The sequence below is a fragment of the Pontibacter arcticus genome (assembly GCF_003284895.1).
In the GTDB taxonomy this organism is placed as follows: domain Bacteria; phylum Bacteroidota; class Bacteroidia; order Cytophagales; family Hymenobacteraceae; genus Pontibacter; species Pontibacter arcticus.
In genome coordinates this window covers 234428-252912 of sequence record NZ_QMDV01000003.1, presented here as the reverse complement: position 1 = coordinate 252912, position 18485 = coordinate 234428, and the positions used below count along the sequence as shown (strand labels likewise).

At 47.1% G+C, this 18485-nt stretch carries 15 protein-coding genes; 5 read left to right on the top strand and 10 right to left on the bottom strand.

The features are described from left to right. Positions 1 to 77 precede the first annotated feature (77 nt). On the bottom strand, positions 78 to 1916 hold the full coding sequence (gene mutL, locus DP923_RS10615) for a DNA mismatch repair endonuclease MutL (protein WP_112305831.1): 1839 nt from the start codon (positions 1914 to 1916) through the stop codon (positions 78 to 80). Positions 1917 to 2334: 418 nt separating this feature from the next. Here mutL and DP923_RS10610 point away from each other — a divergent pair, with 418 nt between their 5' ends. The 4 genes from DP923_RS10610 to DP923_RS10595 all read left to right on the top strand — a co-directional run bounded on the left by DP923_RS10610 (position 2335) and on the right by DP923_RS10595 (position 9571). Continuing rightward, a complete protein-coding gene (locus tag DP923_RS10610) occupies positions 2335 to 5259 on the top strand; it encodes a glycoside hydrolase family 3 N-terminal domain-containing protein (RefSeq protein WP_239021008.1) in 2925 nt (974 codons plus the stop codon). 71 nt (positions 5260 to 5330) lie between these two features. Further along, complete coding sequence (gene bshA, locus DP923_RS10605) at positions 5331 to 6467, top strand: N-acetyl-alpha-D-glucosaminyl L-malate synthase BshA (protein WP_112306243.1); 1137 nt, start codon at positions 5331 to 5333, stop codon at positions 6465 to 6467. Between the two features lie 109 nt (positions 6468 to 6576). Then, positions 6577 to 8469, top strand: coding sequence for a phosphoglycerate dehydrogenase (gene serA / locus DP923_RS10600; RefSeq protein ID WP_112305829.1), 1893 nt, complete (start codon positions 6577 to 6579; stop codon positions 8467 to 8469). Positions 8470 to 8479: 10 nt separating this feature from the next. After that, positions 8480 to 9571 (top strand): aminotransferase class V-fold PLP-dependent enzyme, encoded by a 1092-nt coding sequence (locus DP923_RS10595; RefSeq protein WP_112305828.1) that lies wholly within the window; start codon positions 8480 to 8482, stop codon positions 9569 to 9571. Here DP923_RS10595 and DP923_RS10590 read toward each other — a convergent pair. Beyond that, positions 9568 to 10101 (bottom strand): DUF7935 family protein, encoded by a 534-nt coding sequence (locus DP923_RS10590; protein WP_112305827.1) that lies wholly within the window; start codon positions 10099 to 10101, stop codon positions 9568 to 9570. The two genes, DP923_RS10595 and DP923_RS10590, sit on opposite strands and share 4 nt — an antisense overlap. 157 nt (positions 10102 to 10258) lie before the next feature. Here DP923_RS10590 and DP923_RS10585 point away from each other — a divergent pair, with 157 nt between their 5' ends. After that, positions 10259 to 10606, top strand: coding sequence for a HesB/IscA family protein (locus tag DP923_RS10585; RefSeq protein WP_112305826.1), 348 nt, complete (start codon positions 10259 to 10261; stop codon positions 10604 to 10606). Positions 10607 to 10693: 87 nt separating this feature from the next. Here DP923_RS10585 and DP923_RS10580 read toward each other — a convergent pair whose 3' ends face one another. From DP923_RS10580 to hpt, 8 genes are all read right to left on the bottom strand, one after another. Then, the gene (locus tag DP923_RS10580; protein ID WP_165838178.1) at positions 10694 to 11569 is read right to left on the bottom strand and encodes a ChaN family lipoprotein; all 876 of its coding nucleotides are present in this window, start codon (positions 11567 to 11569) and stop codon (positions 10694 to 10696) included. Between the two features lie 91 nt (positions 11570 to 11660). Next, positions 11661 to 13028 (bottom strand): ABC transporter permease, encoded by a 1368-nt coding sequence (locus tag DP923_RS10575; RefSeq protein WP_112305825.1) that lies wholly within the window; start codon positions 13026 to 13028, stop codon positions 11661 to 11663. Further along, a complete protein-coding gene (locus DP923_RS10570; protein WP_112305824.1) occupies positions 13021 to 13932 on the bottom strand; it encodes an ABC transporter ATP-binding protein in 912 nt (303 codons plus the stop codon). Before DP923_RS10570 ends, DP923_RS10575 begins: the two co-directional genes overlap by 8 nt. A 230-nt stretch (positions 13933 to 14162) precedes the next feature. Further along, positions 14163 to 15308 carry a molecular chaperone DnaJ gene (dnaJ, locus tag DP923_RS10565; protein WP_112305823.1) on the bottom strand — a complete coding sequence of 382 codons (1146 nt, stop codon included), beginning with the start codon at positions 15306 to 15308 and terminating at the stop codon, positions 14163 to 14165. A 3-nt stretch (positions 15309 to 15311) separates the two neighbouring features. Beyond that, on the bottom strand, positions 15312 to 15875 hold the full coding sequence (locus DP923_RS10560) for a nucleotide exchange factor GrpE (protein ID WP_207801967.1): 564 nt from the start codon (positions 15873 to 15875) through the stop codon (positions 15312 to 15314). A gap of 169 nt (positions 15876 to 16044) precedes the next feature. After that, on the bottom strand, positions 16045 to 17037 hold the full coding sequence (gene obgE / locus DP923_RS10555) for a GTPase ObgE (protein ID WP_112305822.1): 993 nt from the start codon (positions 17035 to 17037) through the stop codon (positions 16045 to 16047). Between the two features lie 20 nt (positions 17038 to 17057). Further along, positions 17058 to 17654, bottom strand: coding sequence for an adenylate kinase (locus DP923_RS10550; RefSeq protein ID WP_112305821.1), 597 nt, complete (start codon positions 17652 to 17654; stop codon positions 17058 to 17060). A 125-nt stretch (positions 17655 to 17779) separates the two neighbouring features. Beyond that, positions 17780 to 18349, bottom strand: coding sequence for a hypoxanthine phosphoribosyltransferase (gene hpt, locus DP923_RS10545; protein WP_317047278.1), 570 nt, complete (start codon positions 18347 to 18349; stop codon positions 17780 to 17782). Positions 18350 to 18485: the final 136 nt, after the last annotated feature.

The following is an 18485-nucleotide window of genomic DNA, read 5'->3' as shown; positions in this document are numbered from 1 at the left end:
GGAAGCTCGCGGCAGGTAAGCACTACAACTATACTTCCTCACAATAATTTAACAATCAACAATTTAGCAATCAAGGTTTACCCTTTCTGAAACAGATCGTGCAACTGGCTCAGCTCCATGATCACAAGTGTTTTCTGGCCGCCAGGCGTATAGTTAGGCACCTGGCAGGCAAACAGCTTATCTACCAGCGAGTTCATTTCAAAATCGGTCATGCGTGGCTGCAGTTTGTAAGCCAGCCGCTTGGCCATGGCCCGCACCAGGTTTTCGCGCGTATCCAGCTTTAACGTAACCGAGTTGTTTTTATATTGTTCTATCAGTTCTTCCAGCAATTCTTTTTCGTTGGCCGCCTGCACATCAGCTGGTATCCCGTTCAGGATGATGGTGTTACCGCCAAAATCTTCGAACTGGAAACCCATTTCCTTAAACTCACCGGCCAGTTCTTTTATCAGCACTGCATCCGAAGGCGAAAGGTCAATGGTCTGCGGGAAAAGCAAGGCCTGCGAGATCACAGCTTTCTTTTGCAGCAGGGCTTTATACTTTTCATACAGGATGCGTTCCTGCGCTGCCTGCTGGTCAATGATCATCATCCCGGATTTTACCTGTACCAGCAAGTATTTCTGATGAATCTGAACAGCTTTGTTCGTAGCCGTCGTGGTTTCAGTGGCAAAGGTATCGTCCAGCAAGCCCATTCCGGAGCTGGCCGAAGTATAACTTTCTTCTTCGTGGTGCTGCGGTTTGTGTACAGGCTCATAGAGTTGGTCCCATCCCTTGGAAGTAGCCCGTTTGGCTGTGGCCGGCATCGTTAACCCCGGAAAACTATTGTGATGGCTTTCGGTGTCGAACTCATTTATACTTCCGCCCTGTATCCGGATCGGCTGCAAAGGGGCAAAATTCACGTCGCCGTCAAAATCCAGTGACGGTGCAATATTGTGCGCGCCCAACGCTTTCCGGACTGCTGCATGTACAATGGCGTATACCGTTTTCTCGTCCTCAAACTTAATTTCGGTTTTGGTCGGGTGTACGTTTATATCGATCTTCTCGGGTTCAATATCAATAAAGAGCACATAAAACGGATGGCTGTCTTTTGGCAATAAACCTTCGAACGCCGTGGTAACCGCATGGTGCAGGTAGCCGCTTTTCACAAAACGGTTGTTCACGAAAAAGAATTGTTCGCCGCGTGTTTTGCGTGCAAACTCCGGTTTCCCGATATAGCCCCGCACATTCAGGAAGTTGGTATCTTCCTCGCAGTAAGCCATTTGCTCTTTGTAATTGCTTCCGAAGATGCCGATGATGCGCTGGCTCAGTTTGGTGGCCGGTAAATTAAATACTTCGGTATCGTTGTGGTGCAGCGAGAAAGCAATTTCAGGATAAGACAAAGCCACCCGCTGAAACTCGTCCAGGATATGACGCATCTCCACAGCGTTTGTTTTCAGGAAGTTGCGGCGGGCCGGTACATTAAAGAAAAGATTTTTAACGGCGATAGACGTACCCGCGGGCACAGCCGCCGGTTCGTGTAACGTAACGGCAGAGCCTTCAATCATCAGGCGTACACCTGTATCCGAAGTATGGAGCCGGGTTTTCATTTCTACCTGCGCTACAGCGGCGATAGAGGCCATGGCCTCGCCCCTGAAACCCATGGTGCGGATGCGGAAAAGATCTTCGGTGGTGCTTATTTTGGAAGTAGCGTGCCGCTCGAAACACATACGGGCATCCGTTTCAGACATGCCGGCGCCGTTATCCACCACCTGTACCAGTTGCTTGCCCGCTTCTTTCACAATCAGTTGCACAGCGGTTGCATTAGCATCGATGGCGTTTTCGAGCAATTCTTTTACTACCGAGGCAGGGCGCTGCACCACCTCGCCGGCGGCAATCTGGTTGGCAAGAAAATCGGGTAGTAAATGTATGATGTCAGGCATCGTTAAAACTATTATTAAAGCTAAGGGAACCGGTTCTGCAAGTATGGCCGCGTTTTTGTTTCAGCTAAATTGTTGAAAGCAGAACTTATTCAGTAATTAATTTATTACTAATTTAGAGACCAGTTATCAAAACAAGCCTGAACATCGGGTTCGTTTTTCTGCTCAGGCCATTACCAGGCAGCACTGCATGTACCCAAGTTCTGCGAAATGGCGTTGGCCCGAAAAGGCAACGTATCTGTTCCGGAAAGCAGTATTCCAGGTTTAGCCACCTTTTACTGCTGGTCAGCATAGGGCAGTTCAGTTACGTTTTTTACAGCGTTTTTCCTGACCGCCCTTATGCAAAAATAGGCTTAATTTTGACTTGTTCCAATTAATAAAGTACCTGCCCAGGATGTTGAAGCGTTTTACTTTAGGGTTTTTGATTTTAGTTTTTTTCTCGATGGGCCCGCTGATGTCTTTAAAACCATCAGACGAAATTGTGGTGCCGGACAAGGAAAAAAACTGGGTGGACAGCGTGTTTAACAGCCTGACGCCGGAGCAGCGCATTGGCCAGTTGTTTATGGTGGCTGCCTATTCCGATAAAGATAAAAGACACTTCCGCGAGATCGATTCCCTGGTTGTAAAGTATGGCATTGGCGGTATCATGTTTATGCAGGGCGGCCCGGTACGCCAGACTACGCTCACCAACCGTTTCCAGGGATTAGCTAAAGTACCGATGCTGATTGCCATGGATGCCGAATGGGGACTTGGAATGCGCCTGGATAGCAGCATGCAGTTTGCCCGCCAGATGACATTGGGTGCCATGGATGATCCGAAATACGTGTACATGATGGGCCGTGAAATTGCGCTCAAAATGAAACGTATGGGCGTAAACGTAAGCTTCTCGCCGGTAATGGATGTAAACGTAAACCCGCAGAACCCGGTCATTGGCACCCGCTCTTTCGGCGAATCAAAAGAAGAAGTGAGCCGCAGAGGCGTTGCGTACATACAAGGCTTACAGGACCACGGCATTATTGCTGTGGCTAAACATTTTCCGGGCCATGGCGATACTGATACAGACTCGCACCTGGCGCTACCGGTTATCAAACACAGCGTAAAACGACTGACTGAGGTAGAACTATACCCTTTCCGGAAATCGTTTGATGCTGGCGTAATGGGCGTGATGGTGGCGCATTTGTACATCCCAAGTATAGATAGCACCAAAAATTTAGCTACTACCCTTTCCAAACCTTTGGTAACAGGCCTCCTGAAAGAGAAAATGAACTACAAAGGCCTGGTGTTTACTGATGCGCTGAATATGAAAGGCGTTAGCAAATACTACACACCTGGCGAACTTGATCTGAGAGCGTTAATGGCCGGAAACGATATTTTGCTTTTTTCGGAGAATGTGCCGGTGGCGGTTTCAAAAATAAAAGCAGCCCTTGCCGAAGGTAAATTAAACCAGGTTGATGTGGACCAACGCATCCGTAAGGTATTGCATGCCAAGTACTGGGCCGGGCTAAACAAGTATAAACCTGTTGCGCTTGCCAACCTGAAAAAAGATGTGGACCGGCCAATCAGCACGGTTATACAAGAGCAGCTTTACGAACATGCCGTTACAGTACTTAAAAACAAAAACAACCTGCTTCCACTCCGTAACCTCGATACGCTAAGTATTGCTTCTGTTGCCATTGGTGTAACAGAAAATAACCCGTTCCAGGAAATTCTGGGAAGCTATGCGGCTGTTAAGAAGTTTGCTGTGTCGGATCGCTTCGCACCTGATTCAGTTTTTACAGGTATACTTCCAAAACTCGAGAATAGCAACGTAGTAGTGGTCAGTATCCATAACATGAACCACACGCCCTTCAAAGACTTCGGTATAGGCGTAGGTACGCGCGCATTCATTCAGTTTCTGCAGGAGCGTACCAATAAAAAAGTGATTGTTGCGGTGATGGGCAATGCGTATAGCCTGAAGTTTTTTGAAGGCAGCAACTGGCTTCTATGTGGCTACGAAGATCAACCGGTTGCCCAGATGCTGGTGCCACAGGCTATTTTTGGAGCGCGCGCTGCCAAAGGCAAACTACCCGTAACGGCTTCTGCTAAATTTAAAACCGGAACTGGCATTGTAACGCCTACGCTTGGCCGTTTAAAGTATGGCGTACCCGAAAGTGTAGGGATGGATTCTGATTCGCTGAAGCAGATTGATAACATTGCCCTGGAAGCCATTGCGTATGCTGCCACGCCGGGTGCCCAGGTAATGGTGATCAAAGACGGGACCGTGGTCTACAACAAATCTTACGGCCACTATACCTACGACAAGAAAAAACCTGTTACCAACCAAACAGTATATGATATTGCTTCGATCACAAAAGTAGCGGCTACCTTACAGGCCATTATGTTCCTGAAAGACCAGGGCAAACTGAAACTGGACGAAAAACTGGTTACCTACTTACCCGAACTCAAAGGCACCAACAAAGCGAACCTGGTTTTACGGGATGTGCTTACCCACCAGGCGGGCCTGCAAGCGGGTTTACCGCATTGGCAGACAACTTCAAAATCACAGGCAACAAAAAAGATATTTTACGCAAGCGCCCAGACAGATGCTTTCCCACACGAGGTAGCGCCCGGTTTTTATTCGATGAAGTCGATGGAAGATTCGCTTTGGGCCTGGACCGTAAAATCGCCGTTACTGGCTCGTAAAAAAGACAGCAAAGGATACCCGTACAAGTATAGCGACCTCGATTTTTATGTATTGAAGCGCGTGGCAGAAACGCTTCTGAACCAGCCGCTGGATGAGTTTATGGATCAGAATTTCTATGCGCCGCTTGGCCTGAGCACCATGACGTATAAGCCGCTTCTGAAGCACAAACAGGAAAACATAGCCCCAACCGAGAAAGACAATTATTTCCGGCACAACCTGCTCTGGGGTACGGTACACGATCAGGGCGCGGCCATGCTGGGCGGTGTTGCAGGCCATGCAGGCTTATTCTCTAACGCAAACGACCTGGCCATACTTTTACAGATGAACTTACAGAATGGCAATTACGGCGGACACAAATATTACAACACCAGTGTTGTGCCTGAGTTCTCTAAAAAGCAGTTCATCAACAACCGCCGTGGCCTGGGCTGGGATAAACCGGAAACGGACGGCAACGGACCAACTTCTGCCCTGGCACCGCTCAGCACCTTCGGCCATACGGGTTTCACGGGCACAAGCGCCTGGGTTGATCCTGAAAATAAACTGATTTATATCTTCCTGTCTAACAGGGTATATCCGGATGCGGGTAACAACAAACTGGTAGAGTATAACATCCGGACACGTATACATGATGCGATATATAAATCCATCGTGCCTAAAACATAAAATTTAAACGTAATTTAGCAAGTGCAGCCACAGCCGTGAGCTGCACTTATTTTTTTCAGCACTACAACACTATGAGAATCGGTATCGTCTGTTACCCAACCTTCGGCGGAAGCGGCGTAGTAGCCACTGAGCTTGGCAAAGAACTCGCTGTAAAAGGGCATAAAGTACACTTTATAACCTATAGCCAACCCGCCCGCCTCGATTTTTTTAACGAGAACCTTTTTTATCACGAAGTATATATTCCGTCTTACCCGCTGTTCCAGTACCCGCCTTACGAGTTGGCCCTTGCCAGCAAAATGGTGGATATCGTGCAGTTCGAAAAGCTGGATATTTTGCACGTGCATTATGCCATCCCCCACGCTTCGGCGGCTTTTATGGCCAAGCAGATCCTGCGCACCAAAGGCATTAACATTCCGGTAATTACAACGCTGCACGGCACCGATATTACGCTGGTGGGGAAAGATGCTTCGTTTGAGCCGGTAGTTACCTTTAGTATAAACCAATCGGATGGCGTAACGGCCGTATCCGATAGCCTGCGCACCGAAACGTATGAGTTCTTCCAGATCGAGAAAGACATCAAGGTTATCCCGAACTTTATCAACCTCGAAAAATTCAAGCGCCAGAAAAAAGACCACTTCCGCACCGCCATCAGCCCGAACAACGAAAAACTGCTGGTTCATACTTCCAACTTCCGTACAGTGAAACGGGTAGAAGACGTGATCTCAATTTTTGCGAAAGTACGGGAGCACATGCCAAGCAAGCTGCTACTGGTAGGCGATGGCCCGGAACGCCCTAAAATGGAAAAGCTGTGCCGCGAGCTGCAGATTTACAACGATGTGCGTTTCCTGGGTAAGCTGGAAGCAGTAGAAGAAGTACTTTCGGTAGCCGACCTGTTTCTGATGCCATCCGAGAAAGAAAGCTTTGGGTTAGCTGCCCTGGAGGCAATGGCCTGCGAAGTACCTGTTATTTCGTCTAACGCCGGTGGTATACCCGAGCTTAACATTGATGGCGTTACAGGTTTTGTAAGCCCGGTTGGCGCTGTAGACGAAATGGTACAAAACGCCCTGTTTATATTAGACGATGCCAACCTGGATCGCTTCAAGGCAAATGCCCTGGCCCGCGCCAACGATTTTCATACGGATAAGATCGTACCGCTTTACGAAGAGTTTTACAAAAGTATAATTGATCAGCAATTGGCAATCCATTAAATAAATTTTGCCAATACAAGTATAAATCCGGCTGTGGAAACATAGCCGGATTTTTTTATGCTATATTAACTACTGATTTATACTTCTACCTGCCAACACTTTGAATGCCATGAGCAAAGACAAATATTTTATCCTGGATTTCGACAGCACGTTTACGCAGGTAGAGGCACTTGATCTGCTGGGAGAAATAGCGCTGCAGCACACAGAAAGCAAAGAGCAGATTTTAGAGGAGATCAAAGCGATTACCAACAGCGGTATGGATGGCAGCAGCTCTTTTTCCGAAGGCCTTCTAAAACGTATCCATTTACTCCAGGCGCATAAAAAACACCTGCAGGAACTGATCGGCACCCTGGAAGACAAAGTTTCTGATTCCATCAAACGGAACAAAGCTTTCTTTGAGGAATACACCGACCAGATTCTCATTGTATCCAGCGGATTCAAAGAATTTATTGTGCCTGTGGTTACGCCGTATGGTATAAAAGAAGAAAATGTATATGCGAATACCTTCGTGTTCGATGCGCAGGGTTACATTTCAGGTTTTGATACCGACAATGAACTTAGCCAGGATAAGGGCAAAATAAAGTTACTCCAGAAATTAGCGCTGCAGGGAGATGTATATGTGTTAGGCGATGGCTATACCGATTATGAAATAAAGGAAGCCGGCCTGGCCAATAAGTTTTACGCCTTCACCGAAAATATCGCCCGTGACAAAGTAGTAGAAGTGGCCGAACATATCGCACCAAATCTGGACGAATTTCTGTACCAGAATAACCTGCCCATGACCATCTCTTACCCTAAGAACAGAATAAAAGTGCTGCTGCTGGAAAATGTGCACCCCAGTGCCCTGGCGCTTTTTAAACAGGAAGGCTACCAGGTAGAAACCATGGCAGGTGCTTTAAGTGAAGATGAGCTCTGCGAAAAAATAAAAGACATCGCCATACTTGGCATCCGTTCCAAAACGCAGGTCACAGCGAAAGTATTACAGCAGGCTAATCGACTGATCAGTATTGGGGCTTTCTGTATCGGCACTAACCAGATTGACCTGGAGGCGGCGCTGTGGGCAGGTATAACCGTTTTTAATGCGCCTTTCAGCAATACCCGCAGCGTGGTAGAACTTGCCCTAGGCGAGATCATCATGCTTTCCCGCAACGTGTTTGAGAAAAGTATGAAAATGCACCAGGGCAACTGGGACAAATCGGCGAGCGGCAGCATGGAAGTGCGGGATAAAAAGTTAGGCATTATCGGGTATGGCAACATTGGTTCGCAGTTATCGGTGCTGGCAGAAGCCCTGGGTATGCAGGTCTATTATTATGATGTAGTAGAGAAGTTGCAACTTGGCAATGCCCGCAAATGCGAAACCCTGGAGCAACTCCTGGAAACGGTGGATGTCGTAACGCTGCACGTAGACGGCCGCGAAAGTAACAAAGGTTTTTTCGGAGAAGAAGCCTTCGCACATATGAAGCCCGGCGCCATTTTCCTGAACCTCAGCCGCGGCCATATTGTAGATTTACCAGCTTTAACTCAGGCTTTAAAATCCGGGAAAGTGGCCGGCGCAGCAGTAGACGTTTTTCCGTATGAGCCCGCTACCAACCAGGAAGAATTTACAAACGAACTACGCGGATTGCCCAATGTTATACTTACACCACACATCGGCGGTAGCACCATAGAAGCGCAGGAGAACATTGCCCGTTTTGTTCCTACCCGCATTATGCAGTACATTAATACAGGCAATACTTATCAGAGCGTTAATTTCCCTAACATACAGTTGCCTGCCTTGAAAAATGCGCATCGCCTCATCCATATTCACCGGAACGTACCGGGCGTGCTTGCCAGCATCAACAGTGCTTTAGCAAGTAACCAGGTAAATATTCTGGGCCAGTACCTCAAAACCAACGAGCAAATTGGCTATGTGATTACGGATATTGACAAGGCGTACAACAAAAAAGTAATTGAAGAATTGCGCTGCATACCGGCCACTATCAAATTCAGGATGCTTTATTAAACAGATACGTATGGCACAACCCGTATACTTTACTCCCGGCCCTTCGGAGCTTTACCCTGGTGTAGAAGAACATATACAGGCGGCAATGGCTGCTAAACTGGGCAGCATTTCGCACCGGAGCCAGCAGTTTAAATCAATATATGCGCATGCTGTAACCGGGCTTCGCAAACTGTTGGCCTTACCTGAAAATTACCAGATTTTGTTTCTTTCATCGGCAAACGAAGTATGGGAACGCGCCATTCAGAATACCGTGGAAAGAGAAAGTTTTCATTTGGTGAATGGTGCTTTTTCAGAACGCTTCTTTGAGATTTCGGGAGAACTGGGGCGCAGCGCAACAAAGTATAAAGTGCCGGATGGCGAAGGATTTGATGTCGCGCAGATTAACGTACCCACTACAGCAGAACTCATCGCTTTAACCCAGAATGAAACCAGCACGGGTGCGAGTATGCCTGTAGCAGATATACACCTGTTCAGGGAGAAAGCCAGCCCGGAAGCCTTGATTTTTGTAGACGCCGTCTCATCGGTGCCCTTTCCTGCGTTTGATTACACCAAAATAGACGCAGCTTATTTCTCGGTGCAGAAATGTTTTGGCTTGCCTGCCGGATTAGGTGTCTGGCTGCTCAACGAGCGTTGCATTCAAAAAGCAGAATTGTTGCTGCAAAAAGGATTATCTATCGGTTCGTACCACAGCATCCCTTCCCTTCTAAAAAAAGCGCTTTCAAACCAAACACCTGAAACACCTAACGTACTCAATATTTACCTGTTGGGCCAGGTAGTAGAGGCGATGAACCAGAAAGGATTAGACCTGATCCGGCAGGAAACTGAACTCAAAGCACGGCTGCTTTATACTTTCCTGGAGACAAGCAAGACCTTTGCCCCTGCTGTGAAGGAAGCTGCACATCGGTCTTTAACCACCATTATAGCGACTACACATTTGCCTGCTTCGGAAGTAAATAATTTTCTGGCGCCTCATCATATGGTTGTGGGGAGCGGCTACGGCCAAAACAAAGAAACCCAGATCAGGATCGCTAATTTTCCGGCACACACCGTTGACCATGTAAAAGCCCTGATCAGCAGCCTGCATGCACTAGATCTGGCTTAAAACAGCTGCGCTATTTCCTGTTTCACGTAGCTGAGCGCTTTCGAGGTTGGGTCGGTTTGCTGGGTAAGCAGATGCTCTAATATACGCTTGGCCAGGTCGGTTCCTCGGGCACCTTCAGGCATTTCCTGGTACTTGCGGTTGATCAGGTTTACCACATCTTCGCGGGCGTGCGTTACCTGCTGCCAGGCGGCTTCGCTCATGTATACCTGCTGCGACATGTTGTGGTTAAACTCATTCCGGATCTCGCTCAGCAACACACTATGATATTCGGGTGCCGTTAAGCCGCTGCTGCCTACGCGGAGCAATAAATTATTTGGCGTAATTCGCTCCAGTAACAAAACAATTCGCTCGTATGCCTGTAGTCTGATAGAAAGAAGTCCGTCTGATTGTTTGCCTTCCGGCTGGGAAGCACGCAGGCGGTCTTCGCGCTCGTAGTGCTTCTGTAACAGGAAGTTGAGGCCTCCAACCAAAATAAGGGCAGGTAAGGCAAATTTTATTAAATCCAGAATTAAGCTGATTGTTCCTTCCATAGTTATGTATTAGGTTGAGCGAATATCGTAAAAATTGGTTTAGCTTGTATGAATCATTTAAACGATTGCACTGTTTACATACTACGGAAAGCTGCTGAAGTATATTACATATTTATTGCTTAAGTTTGTGCCTACAAATTATTGATCTGAAACGATTATGACAACAGAAACTAAAACTGCACCTATAACCCTGACGGAGAAAGCTTTAGCTGAGGTTAAAAATATAATGCAAGACAAGAGTGTGCCAGACGGCTATGGCCTGCGCGTAGGCGTGCAGGGTGGCGGTTGCTCGGGCATGTCTTATTTGCTTGGCTTTGATAAAGCAAAAGAAACCGACGAAGTTTTTATACTGGATGGCGTTGAGCTGATCATGGATAAAAAACACGCGATGTATGTACTGGGCATGGAAGTTGATTTCCAGGATGGCCTGAACGCACGTGGTTTTGTATTCAGTAACCCACAAGCTAAAAGTACCTGCGGCTGCGGCAGCTCGTTCTCTTCTTAGTAGTACCTTTTTTCTTAGTAATAGGCAAAGCCCGGCTGTAAAGTCGGGCTTTGCTGTTTTTAAGGGAGTTTATACTTTGCTTTACGGTTAATAAGTCTTGGTCATACTTTCGGGTACGGCAAGTATGAAATCCGCTTTTGTTTTATGTTCATCGGCCAGCTTTACCAGATCTGGTTGCAGTACGGTAGTGATCGTAATGACTTTGAGTTTAGGCTGCTTTTGTTTGAGGTACCAGCCAATGCCTTCGTAGTTATCAGAATGGTAAGCGCCGTTCAGGTGCAGCATTTTACGGCCTTTGCCTACCTCCTGAAGTATAAAATGCGCCATTGTCGCATCTTTCAGAGCCTGGGCCTGCACAATGTTTATACTTTTGGTATTGCCGTGGGTACTCGCTCCAAACATCGAAAGCATATTTTTATAACCCGGCAACTCCATATCAACGGTTACAGGCAAAGGCGCGATAAACTGCTTTGCCTCCGGTGTCATACTTTCAAGGACAGCTAACCCGCCACCCGATACGGCTGCTGCATAGCGGCGCGGCACATTAGTAGCAATAACCGGCACACGATTCTCTTTGGCATACTTTACAACAGGCTTGTAATCGGTGTTGTAGTTTTGCCACAACCTGGCTTCCTGAGCAAAGTTTGTTTCCGGTATTTTCCCTTCCAGGTACTCGTTTAAAACCAGTTGTATGTCGGCTTCCAGCATTTCGGCGCCAAGTATAAATTGCTGTTGGTGTACTTTGTGCAGGTCTTTTGTAAGCTCCAGTTGCAGCCAGTGCGCGATCGGGTCGTTGTGCTGCTCGCCAAAAAGGATAACATCCGCTTCCTGCAGTTCTTTTAGTATTTTGCCATACTTTATACTTTTACCATCTTTAGAAAAAAGCATGTAAGCTGGTTTGTCCTGTGCCATGGCCGTAAACGTTACAAGTATAAGAAGAAGCGGAAGTATGATTTGTTTCATAATCTCAGGGCAAGAAAGTGTAAGCATATTAAAGCAAAAAAGTAGCGACCCTTCAGATCAGCTACTTTTTAAACGTACAAATAGTTTTATTTTATACTCTGTAAAACAGCCACTTTGATAACTCTTTGTAGTTAACTTTTTTGCCATACATCAGAATACCTACGCGGTAAATGCGGCCGGCAATCCAGGTGCTGATAATGAAGCCAAGTATAAGCAAGCCCATAGATAGGGCAAGCTCCCAGGCAGGTACGCCAAACGGAACACGCACCATCATAATAATAGGCGAGGTAAACGGAATCATCGACATCCAGAAAGCCACAGGCCCATCCGGGTTTTGGATAACCACCGTGTACGACATGATAAAAGAGATGATAAGCGGAATCGTGATCGGGAACATGAACTGCTGCGTATCGGTTTCGTTATCTACGGCAGCGCCGATTGCCCCGAAAAGGGAGCCGTATAACAGGTAGCCTCCCAGAAAGTAAAACAGGAAACAGCCGATGATCAACGGGATATTTAAGTTACCGATAGCTTTAAAAGCAGAGCCCATCACGGCATTTGCCTCGTTATCGGTGGTGGCATCTGCTGCCGCTACTTCGCCTTCGGTTGTTTGTACTTCCTGAGTTTCGCCGGTGGCAGCCTCGCGTCCTGCAGCCATTTGCTCGATTGGCGTTGGTGCCGGTTTAATGCCAAAAGCGGCCTGAACGCCTGTTACCACGATAGAAGAAAGTATAAGCCACAGCAAAAACTGCGTTAAACCTACACCGGCAATGCCTATAATCTTGCCCATCATCAACTGGAAAGGCTTTACAGACGAGATCATGATCTCTACAATACGGTTGGTTTTTTCTTCGATCACGCCGCGCATGATCTGCACGCCATACATAAAAATGAAGAAGTAAATAATAACCGCCGCTACAATACCAGCCCCGGAAGTAACGAAGGCATTGTTGTCTTTTTCGCCTTCGTCGCTTAGGTTAACAGCCGTGATGCTGATATTCGCTTTCATTTTGGAGAGTAGTTCGCGGTCGATGCCAGATGCTACAAAACGCTGGTTCTCCACTTCTTTTTCCAGCATGTTTTCCAGTTTTAATTTGGTCTGGATGCTGGTATTTTTCTTGGCGTATACCTTAATGCCTTCCGGGTTTTCGATGCTGAGCTTCGGGATGTGCAGTAAAGCAGTGTTGTCGGTTTCTTTGTAAGCCAGTTTTGCCTGCTCCAGCGAGCCGCCCAGCGTTACAAATTTCAACTCATCTTTGCTGATCAGTTTATCTGCAAACAAACCGCTTTCATCCAGCACCATAATGGTATCGTCGCTATCCGAGAAAGTAGCCAGCCATGCCGGAATTATCATGAAAGCAGCCAGCAGCAACGGCGTCAGGAAGGTCATGATCAAAAAGCTCTTCTTCCGGACACGTGTAATATACTCGCGTTGTATTATCAGCCAAATCTTATCCATGGTGTGTTTCTTTTACTTTTCTGATGAAAATATCATTTATACTTGGCACCAGCTCTACAAAAGAGTGCACCTCTACCCGCTCGATCAGGTAGCGTAACAGGTCGTTTGGCGTACTGCCATTTAGCAGTTTTACATTTGCCCGGAAAACACCATGATTGTCGTGTTGCTCCAGTACCTCAAAGTCCGGGGATAGTATGAGTAGCTGTCCGTTTCCTATAATCTGGAAGGTGTCGGTGCGGTAAGTATCGCGGATCTCTTTTACAGGACCATCCAGCACTTTGCGTGAGCGGTTAATCAGGGCAATGTTATCGCAAAGCTCCTCCACAGATTCCATGCGGTGCGTCGAGAAAATAATCGTAGCGCCTCGATCGCGCAGAGCCAGAATTTCGTCTTTAATTAAATTTGCATTGATCGGGTCGAAGCCGGAGAAAGGCTCATCCAGGATAATGAGCGAGGGCTCGTGCAGCACGGTAGCCACAAACTGCACTTTCTGTTGCATCCCCTTCGATAGGTCTTCGATGTTTTTGTTCAGCCAGTCGCGCATCTCAAAACGGTCTACCCAGGCTTTAATGCGGGCAGTTGCTTCCGTTTTGCTTAGCCCCTTTAGCTGCGCCAGGTATAAAAGCTGCTCCCCTACCTTCATTTTTTTGTAAAGGCCACGCTCCTCCGGCAAATACCCCATCTGGCGTATGTGGTCTGGGCGCAGGCGCTCTCCTTTAAAATGAACTTCGCCGCTGTCGGCACCGGTTATTTGGGTGATGATTCGGATAAGTGATGTTTTACCGGCACCGTTCGGGCCAAGCAGGCCAAAAATGCAACCGGCCGGAATATCAAAACTTACATCACTCAGGGCAGTATGGTTAGCGTATCGCTTGGTTACGCTGTCAATTTTAAGAATGCTCAAAGCTATTTTTCAGTTTAAACTTTCTTAAAAATACATGCTTCGCCCATACAAAACAATGTATATTATACTTTAGCTATTTTTTATCAGACAGAAATAACAATTCTCCCGACGAAGCTTGCTATACTTTCGCTATATAAACCGACGCTGGTACTTTATACTTTAGTGTATATAACAGAAGCGGGCATCCTCTTTCGAAAATACCCGCTTCTGTTCTTATTTATACTTTTTTCTTACTGAAAATAATCTTTTACTTTCTCGAAGAAGCCTTTGTCATTTTTACCCGGGTGCGGCATAAAGTTATCCGAATCGCGGAGGCTTTCCAGCACGGCACGTTCCTCACTGTTCAGCGATTTCGGCGTCCATACATTGATATGGATCAGCTGGTCGCCTTTGCCATAACCGTTGATATCTTTAATACCTTTGCCGCGCAACCTGAAAATTTCGCCACTCTGTGTACCTGGTTTTATGTTGATTTTAACCTTGCCTGTGATAGTAGGCACCTCGATATCGGCACCAATGGCTGCATCTACAAAGCTGATGTACTGATCGAAGATAATGTTGTTGCCTTCGCGCTTCAGCGTTGGGTGTTCTTCTTCCTCAATCTGAATCAGAAGGTCGCCTGGTACGCCGCCACGTTCCGGCACGTTGCCTTTGCCCGACATAGACAGTTGCATACCGTCCATTACGCCGCCCGGTACGTTAATCGTGATCACCTCTTCCTGCAATTCACGGCCGCTGCCATGGCAGGCATCGCAACTTTTGGTTACAATGCGGCCTTCGCCGTTACAGGTTGGGCACGTTGCCGATGATACCATCTGGCCCAGCATCGTATTTACTACTTTGCGAACCTGACCTGATCCTTGGCAAGAGCCGCACGTCTGCATATCCGTACCGTTTTTAGCGCCGTTGCCGCCGCAGGTACTACACGCTACGTAACGTTTTACTTTTATTTTTTTCTCAACGCCATTGGCTACTTCTTCCAGGCTGAGTTTAAGTTTAATGCGCAGGTTGCTTCCTTTGCGCGCTCGGCGGCCTCCACCTCCCTGGCGTCCACCAAAGAAGCCTTCAAAACCACCTCCACCGAAAACGTCGCCGAACTGGGAGAAAATATCTTCCATGTTCATGCCGCCGCCTCCGCCGCCAAATCCACCGTTCATGCCCTGGTGGCCGAACTGGTCGTAGCGCTGGCGTTTCTGCTGGTCGCTTAGTATTTCGTACGCTTCAGCTGCTTCTTTAAACTTATCTTCGGCAGTTGGGTCGTCCGGGTTTTTATCGGGATGGTATTTGATCGCGATCTTACGGTAAGCCTTCTTTATCTCTTCCTGGCTGGCCCCCTTGCTTATATCTAAAATCTCGTAATAATCTCTCTTAGCCATCTTTTAAGCTCCTATTATAACTTTTGCGAAACGAATAACTTTATCGTTCAAAGTATATCCTTTCTCTACCACATCCACGATTTTCCCCTTCAGGTCGTCGCTTGGCGCTGGTATTTGTGTAATTGCTTCGTGCATTTCGGTATCAAAGTCGTGCCCAGCCTGTATCTGCATAGCCTGCAAGCCTTTTTGCTGCGTTACGTGCTTCAGCTTATGGAAAACAAGCTCCAGGCCCTGCAACATCGCATCCGTATCTTTTGTAGTTTCGAAAGAGTGGCTTGCGCGTTCCATATCATCCAGAACAGGCAACAATTCCGTCATCACATCTTGCGTGGCTGTTTTGGAAAGGTCGATGCGCTCTTTGGCAGTCCTGCGTCTGAAGTTCTCAAACTCAGCCATTAAGCGCAGGTATTTATCTTTCATCTCGGCCAGCTCTGCAGCCACAGCAGTATCAGTATTTTCTGCTGCTTTTACTTCTTCCTGCTGCTCCTGCTCGTTTACTTCCGTATCTGTCGTATTATCCTGCAATTCTTCGTTTTCCTGATCGTTCTTCATCTCTTTTTCTGACATAATGCCTTAAAAAAAATAGGTTGATGTGTATACTGTCTCTTGTCAATTAATCTGCCAAAGAGCCTGTTATGTCAATCTGGCATTTATTGCAGGCTTTCGGCACTATAAAAAAATCGGTAGATAGCTTTGCAGCTTCTACCGATCCGTTTGTAAAGTATAAAATCAGGATTTAGCTGTTAAGCTCTTCCCAGATCATGTCTTTCAGTTTGGCGATGTTCTTCTGCGAAATACTGGAAATGAAAACAGTTGGCAAGCCGTCCGGCAAGGTCTGTCGCATCTCCTCTTCCAGTTCATCATCCAGCATATCGCTTTTGGTAATGGCAAGTATGCGTTTTTTATCTAACAGCTCCGGGTTATACTTCTGAAGCTCGTTTAGCAAGATATCATACTCTTTGGCGATGTCCGGACTATCACATGAAACCATAAACAGCAGCATGGAGTTCCGCTCGATGTGGCGTAAAAACCGTATTCCTAAACCTTTACCTTCCGAAGCGCCTTCTATAATCCCCGGAATATCAGCCATCACAAAAGATCTGAAGTCGCGGTAAGCTACTACACCCAGGTTAGGCTCGAGGGTGGTAAAGGCATAGTTGGCAATTTTTGGTTTTGCCGCAGATACTACCGATAATAAAGTGGATTTACCTGCATTCGGGAAACCTACCAGACCTACATCGGCCAGCAGTTTCAGTTCCAGGATAACCCACTCTTCTATACCTTCCTCGCCGGGTTGTGCGTGGCGTGGTGTCTGGTTGGTTGGCGATTTAAAGTGCGCGTTACCCAAACCACCTCTACCACCGGGAGTAAGTATGATTTCCTGGCCGTGCTCTGTAATTTCGCACTTTATATCGCGTGTTTCAGCGTTACGGGCTACTGTGCCAAGTGGTACTTCCAGTATAATATCTTTGCCTTGTGCACCAAACGAATGACTTGGGCCGCCACCTAACCCGTTTTCAGCCATAATATGCTTGCGGAACTGCAGGTGAAGCAGGGTCCAGAGTTGTGAGTTGCCACGTAGTATTACGTGCCCGCCACGGCCGCCGTCGCCACCATCCGGCCCACCTTTGGCCGTTAGTTTATCGCGGTGCAAGTGTGCGGAACCTGCGCCTCCGTGTCCGGAGCGTGAGCAGATTTTAACGTAATCTATAAAGTTGCTTGATGCCAAATTGTGTAAGCGTAAGTATGCTAATTTTTCTTTTCGTCTCTTTCTTTCAGGGCATCTATTTCACGGCAAAGGCTAGCGAATATTTCTTCGATATCGCCGATACCCTGCACCGAACAAAATTTACCTTGTCCGGCATAATAGTCTGCCACAGGCGTGGTTTTGGAGTTATACTCCTGCACACGTCTTCTTATTAATTCTTCGTTCTGATCATCCGGACGGCCTGAAGTCTGGCCACGGATCAACAGGCGCTTGGTTAGCTCCTCATCATCTACCTTTAGAGCGATCATGCACGATATTTCCGTATTGTTTTCGAGCAGCAGTTTGTCCAGGCCTTGTGCCTGTGGCACTGTGCGCGGAAAGCCATCAAAAATAAACCCGGCAGCCTCGCGGTGCTCTTTCAGTTTGTTATCGATCATGCCAATCACTACTTCATCCGGCACCAACAGGCCTTTGTCCATCAGCTGTTTTGCTTCCAGGCCCAAACTAGTGCCTGCCGCGATCTCTGAACGGAGCAAATCACCGGTAGAAAGGTGAATCAGGTTATATTTATCTATCAGTTTCTGACTCTGGGTGCCTTTTCCGGCGCCCGGAGGGCCAAACAAAACGATGTTGAGCATAGCTTCTGTTTAAAAATAAGAGGCAAATGTAAGTATAAATTCGATGGTTTTTTTAATTTTCTGTTGCAGGCAGTCCTTTGCCTTCAGGAATATAAAGGAGTATGAACGCTGCTATACTTGTAGAGTTACGATACGATCTTATAGATATCGCGCAGGTTGCGGCCAAGTCCGTTATAGTCCAGGCCATAGCCAACAACAAAATCATTGGGAATAGTTCGGGCCACATACTTCACGGCAAGCTCGTGTTGCAGGCATTCGGGCTTCATCAGCAAGGTTGCAACCTCTACAGAAGCCGGTTTTTGCTCTGCTAGTTTCTGTAAAAGGCCGTGCACGGTGTGCCCGGTATCTACGATATCTTCCAGAATTACGATATGGCGATCTTCTATGTTCTCGGTTAAACCCAACACTTCTTTTACTTTTCCGGTGCTGTTCATGTCCTGGTAAGACGAAAGGCGGATAAAAGCGATTTCGCAAGGCACAGAAACCCGCTTCAGCAGGTCGGCAGCGAACATGAAAGAACCGTTCAGTACGGCCAGGAAAAGAGGTTTTTTGTGCTGATAATCTGTGTCGATTTTTTCGGCCAGCATGGTAATACGGGCAATGATTTCTTCTTCAAAGATGTACGTGCTGAACTCGCAATCGTGCAGGCGGATGGTACGCGGCTCCATGTGCTGATTTCTTTTTTTGTCTGGCAAAGGTAGGTATAAATAGACATAAGCCCAACCGGAGCCGGGCTTATGTCTGGTAATGTACCTTAAATTGTAGCAAGAAGCCTATTTATACTTTCACTTCAGCAGTATAAACAGGTACTTATAAAGTATAAAACCGGGC

Coding starts and splice junctions, on each gene's coding strand:
- DP923_RS10585 (WP_112305826.1), top strand. CDS start 10,259: ATGACAACAGAAACTAAAACTGCACCTATAACCCTGACGGAGAAAGCT.
- dnaJ (WP_112305823.1), bottom strand. CDS start 15,308: ATGGCTAAGAGAGATTATTACGAGATTTTAGATATAAGCAAGGGGGCC.
- DP923_RS10590 (WP_112305827.1), bottom strand. CDS start 10,101: ATGGAAGGAACAATCAGCTTAATTCTGGATTTAATAAAATTTGCCTTA.
- DP923_RS10580 (WP_165838178.1), bottom strand. CDS start 11,569: ATGAAACAAATCATACTTCCGCTTCTTCTTATACTTGTAACGTTTACG.
- DP923_RS10560 (WP_207801967.1), bottom strand. CDS start 15,875: ATGTCAGAAAAAGAGATGAAGAACGATCAGGAAAACGAAGAATTGCAG.
- bshA (WP_112306243.1), top strand. CDS start 5,331: ATGAGAATCGGTATCGTCTGTTACCCAACCTTCGGCGGAAGCGGCGTA.
- DP923_RS10550 (WP_112305821.1), bottom strand. CDS start 17,654: ATGCTCAACATCGTTTTGTTTGGCCCTCCGGGCGCCGGAAAAGGCACC.
- DP923_RS10595 (WP_112305828.1), top strand. CDS start 8,480: ATGGCACAACCCGTATACTTTACTCCCGGCCCTTCGGAGCTTTACCCT.
- serA (WP_112305829.1), top strand. CDS start 6,577: ATGAGCAAAGACAAATATTTTATCCTGGATTTCGACAGCACGTTTACG.
- mutL (WP_112305831.1), bottom strand. CDS start 1,916: ATGCCTGACATCATACATTTACTACCCGATTTTCTTGCCAACCAGATT.
- DP923_RS10575 (WP_112305825.1), bottom strand. CDS start 13,028: ATGGATAAGATTTGGCTGATAATACAACGCGAGTATATTACACGTGTC.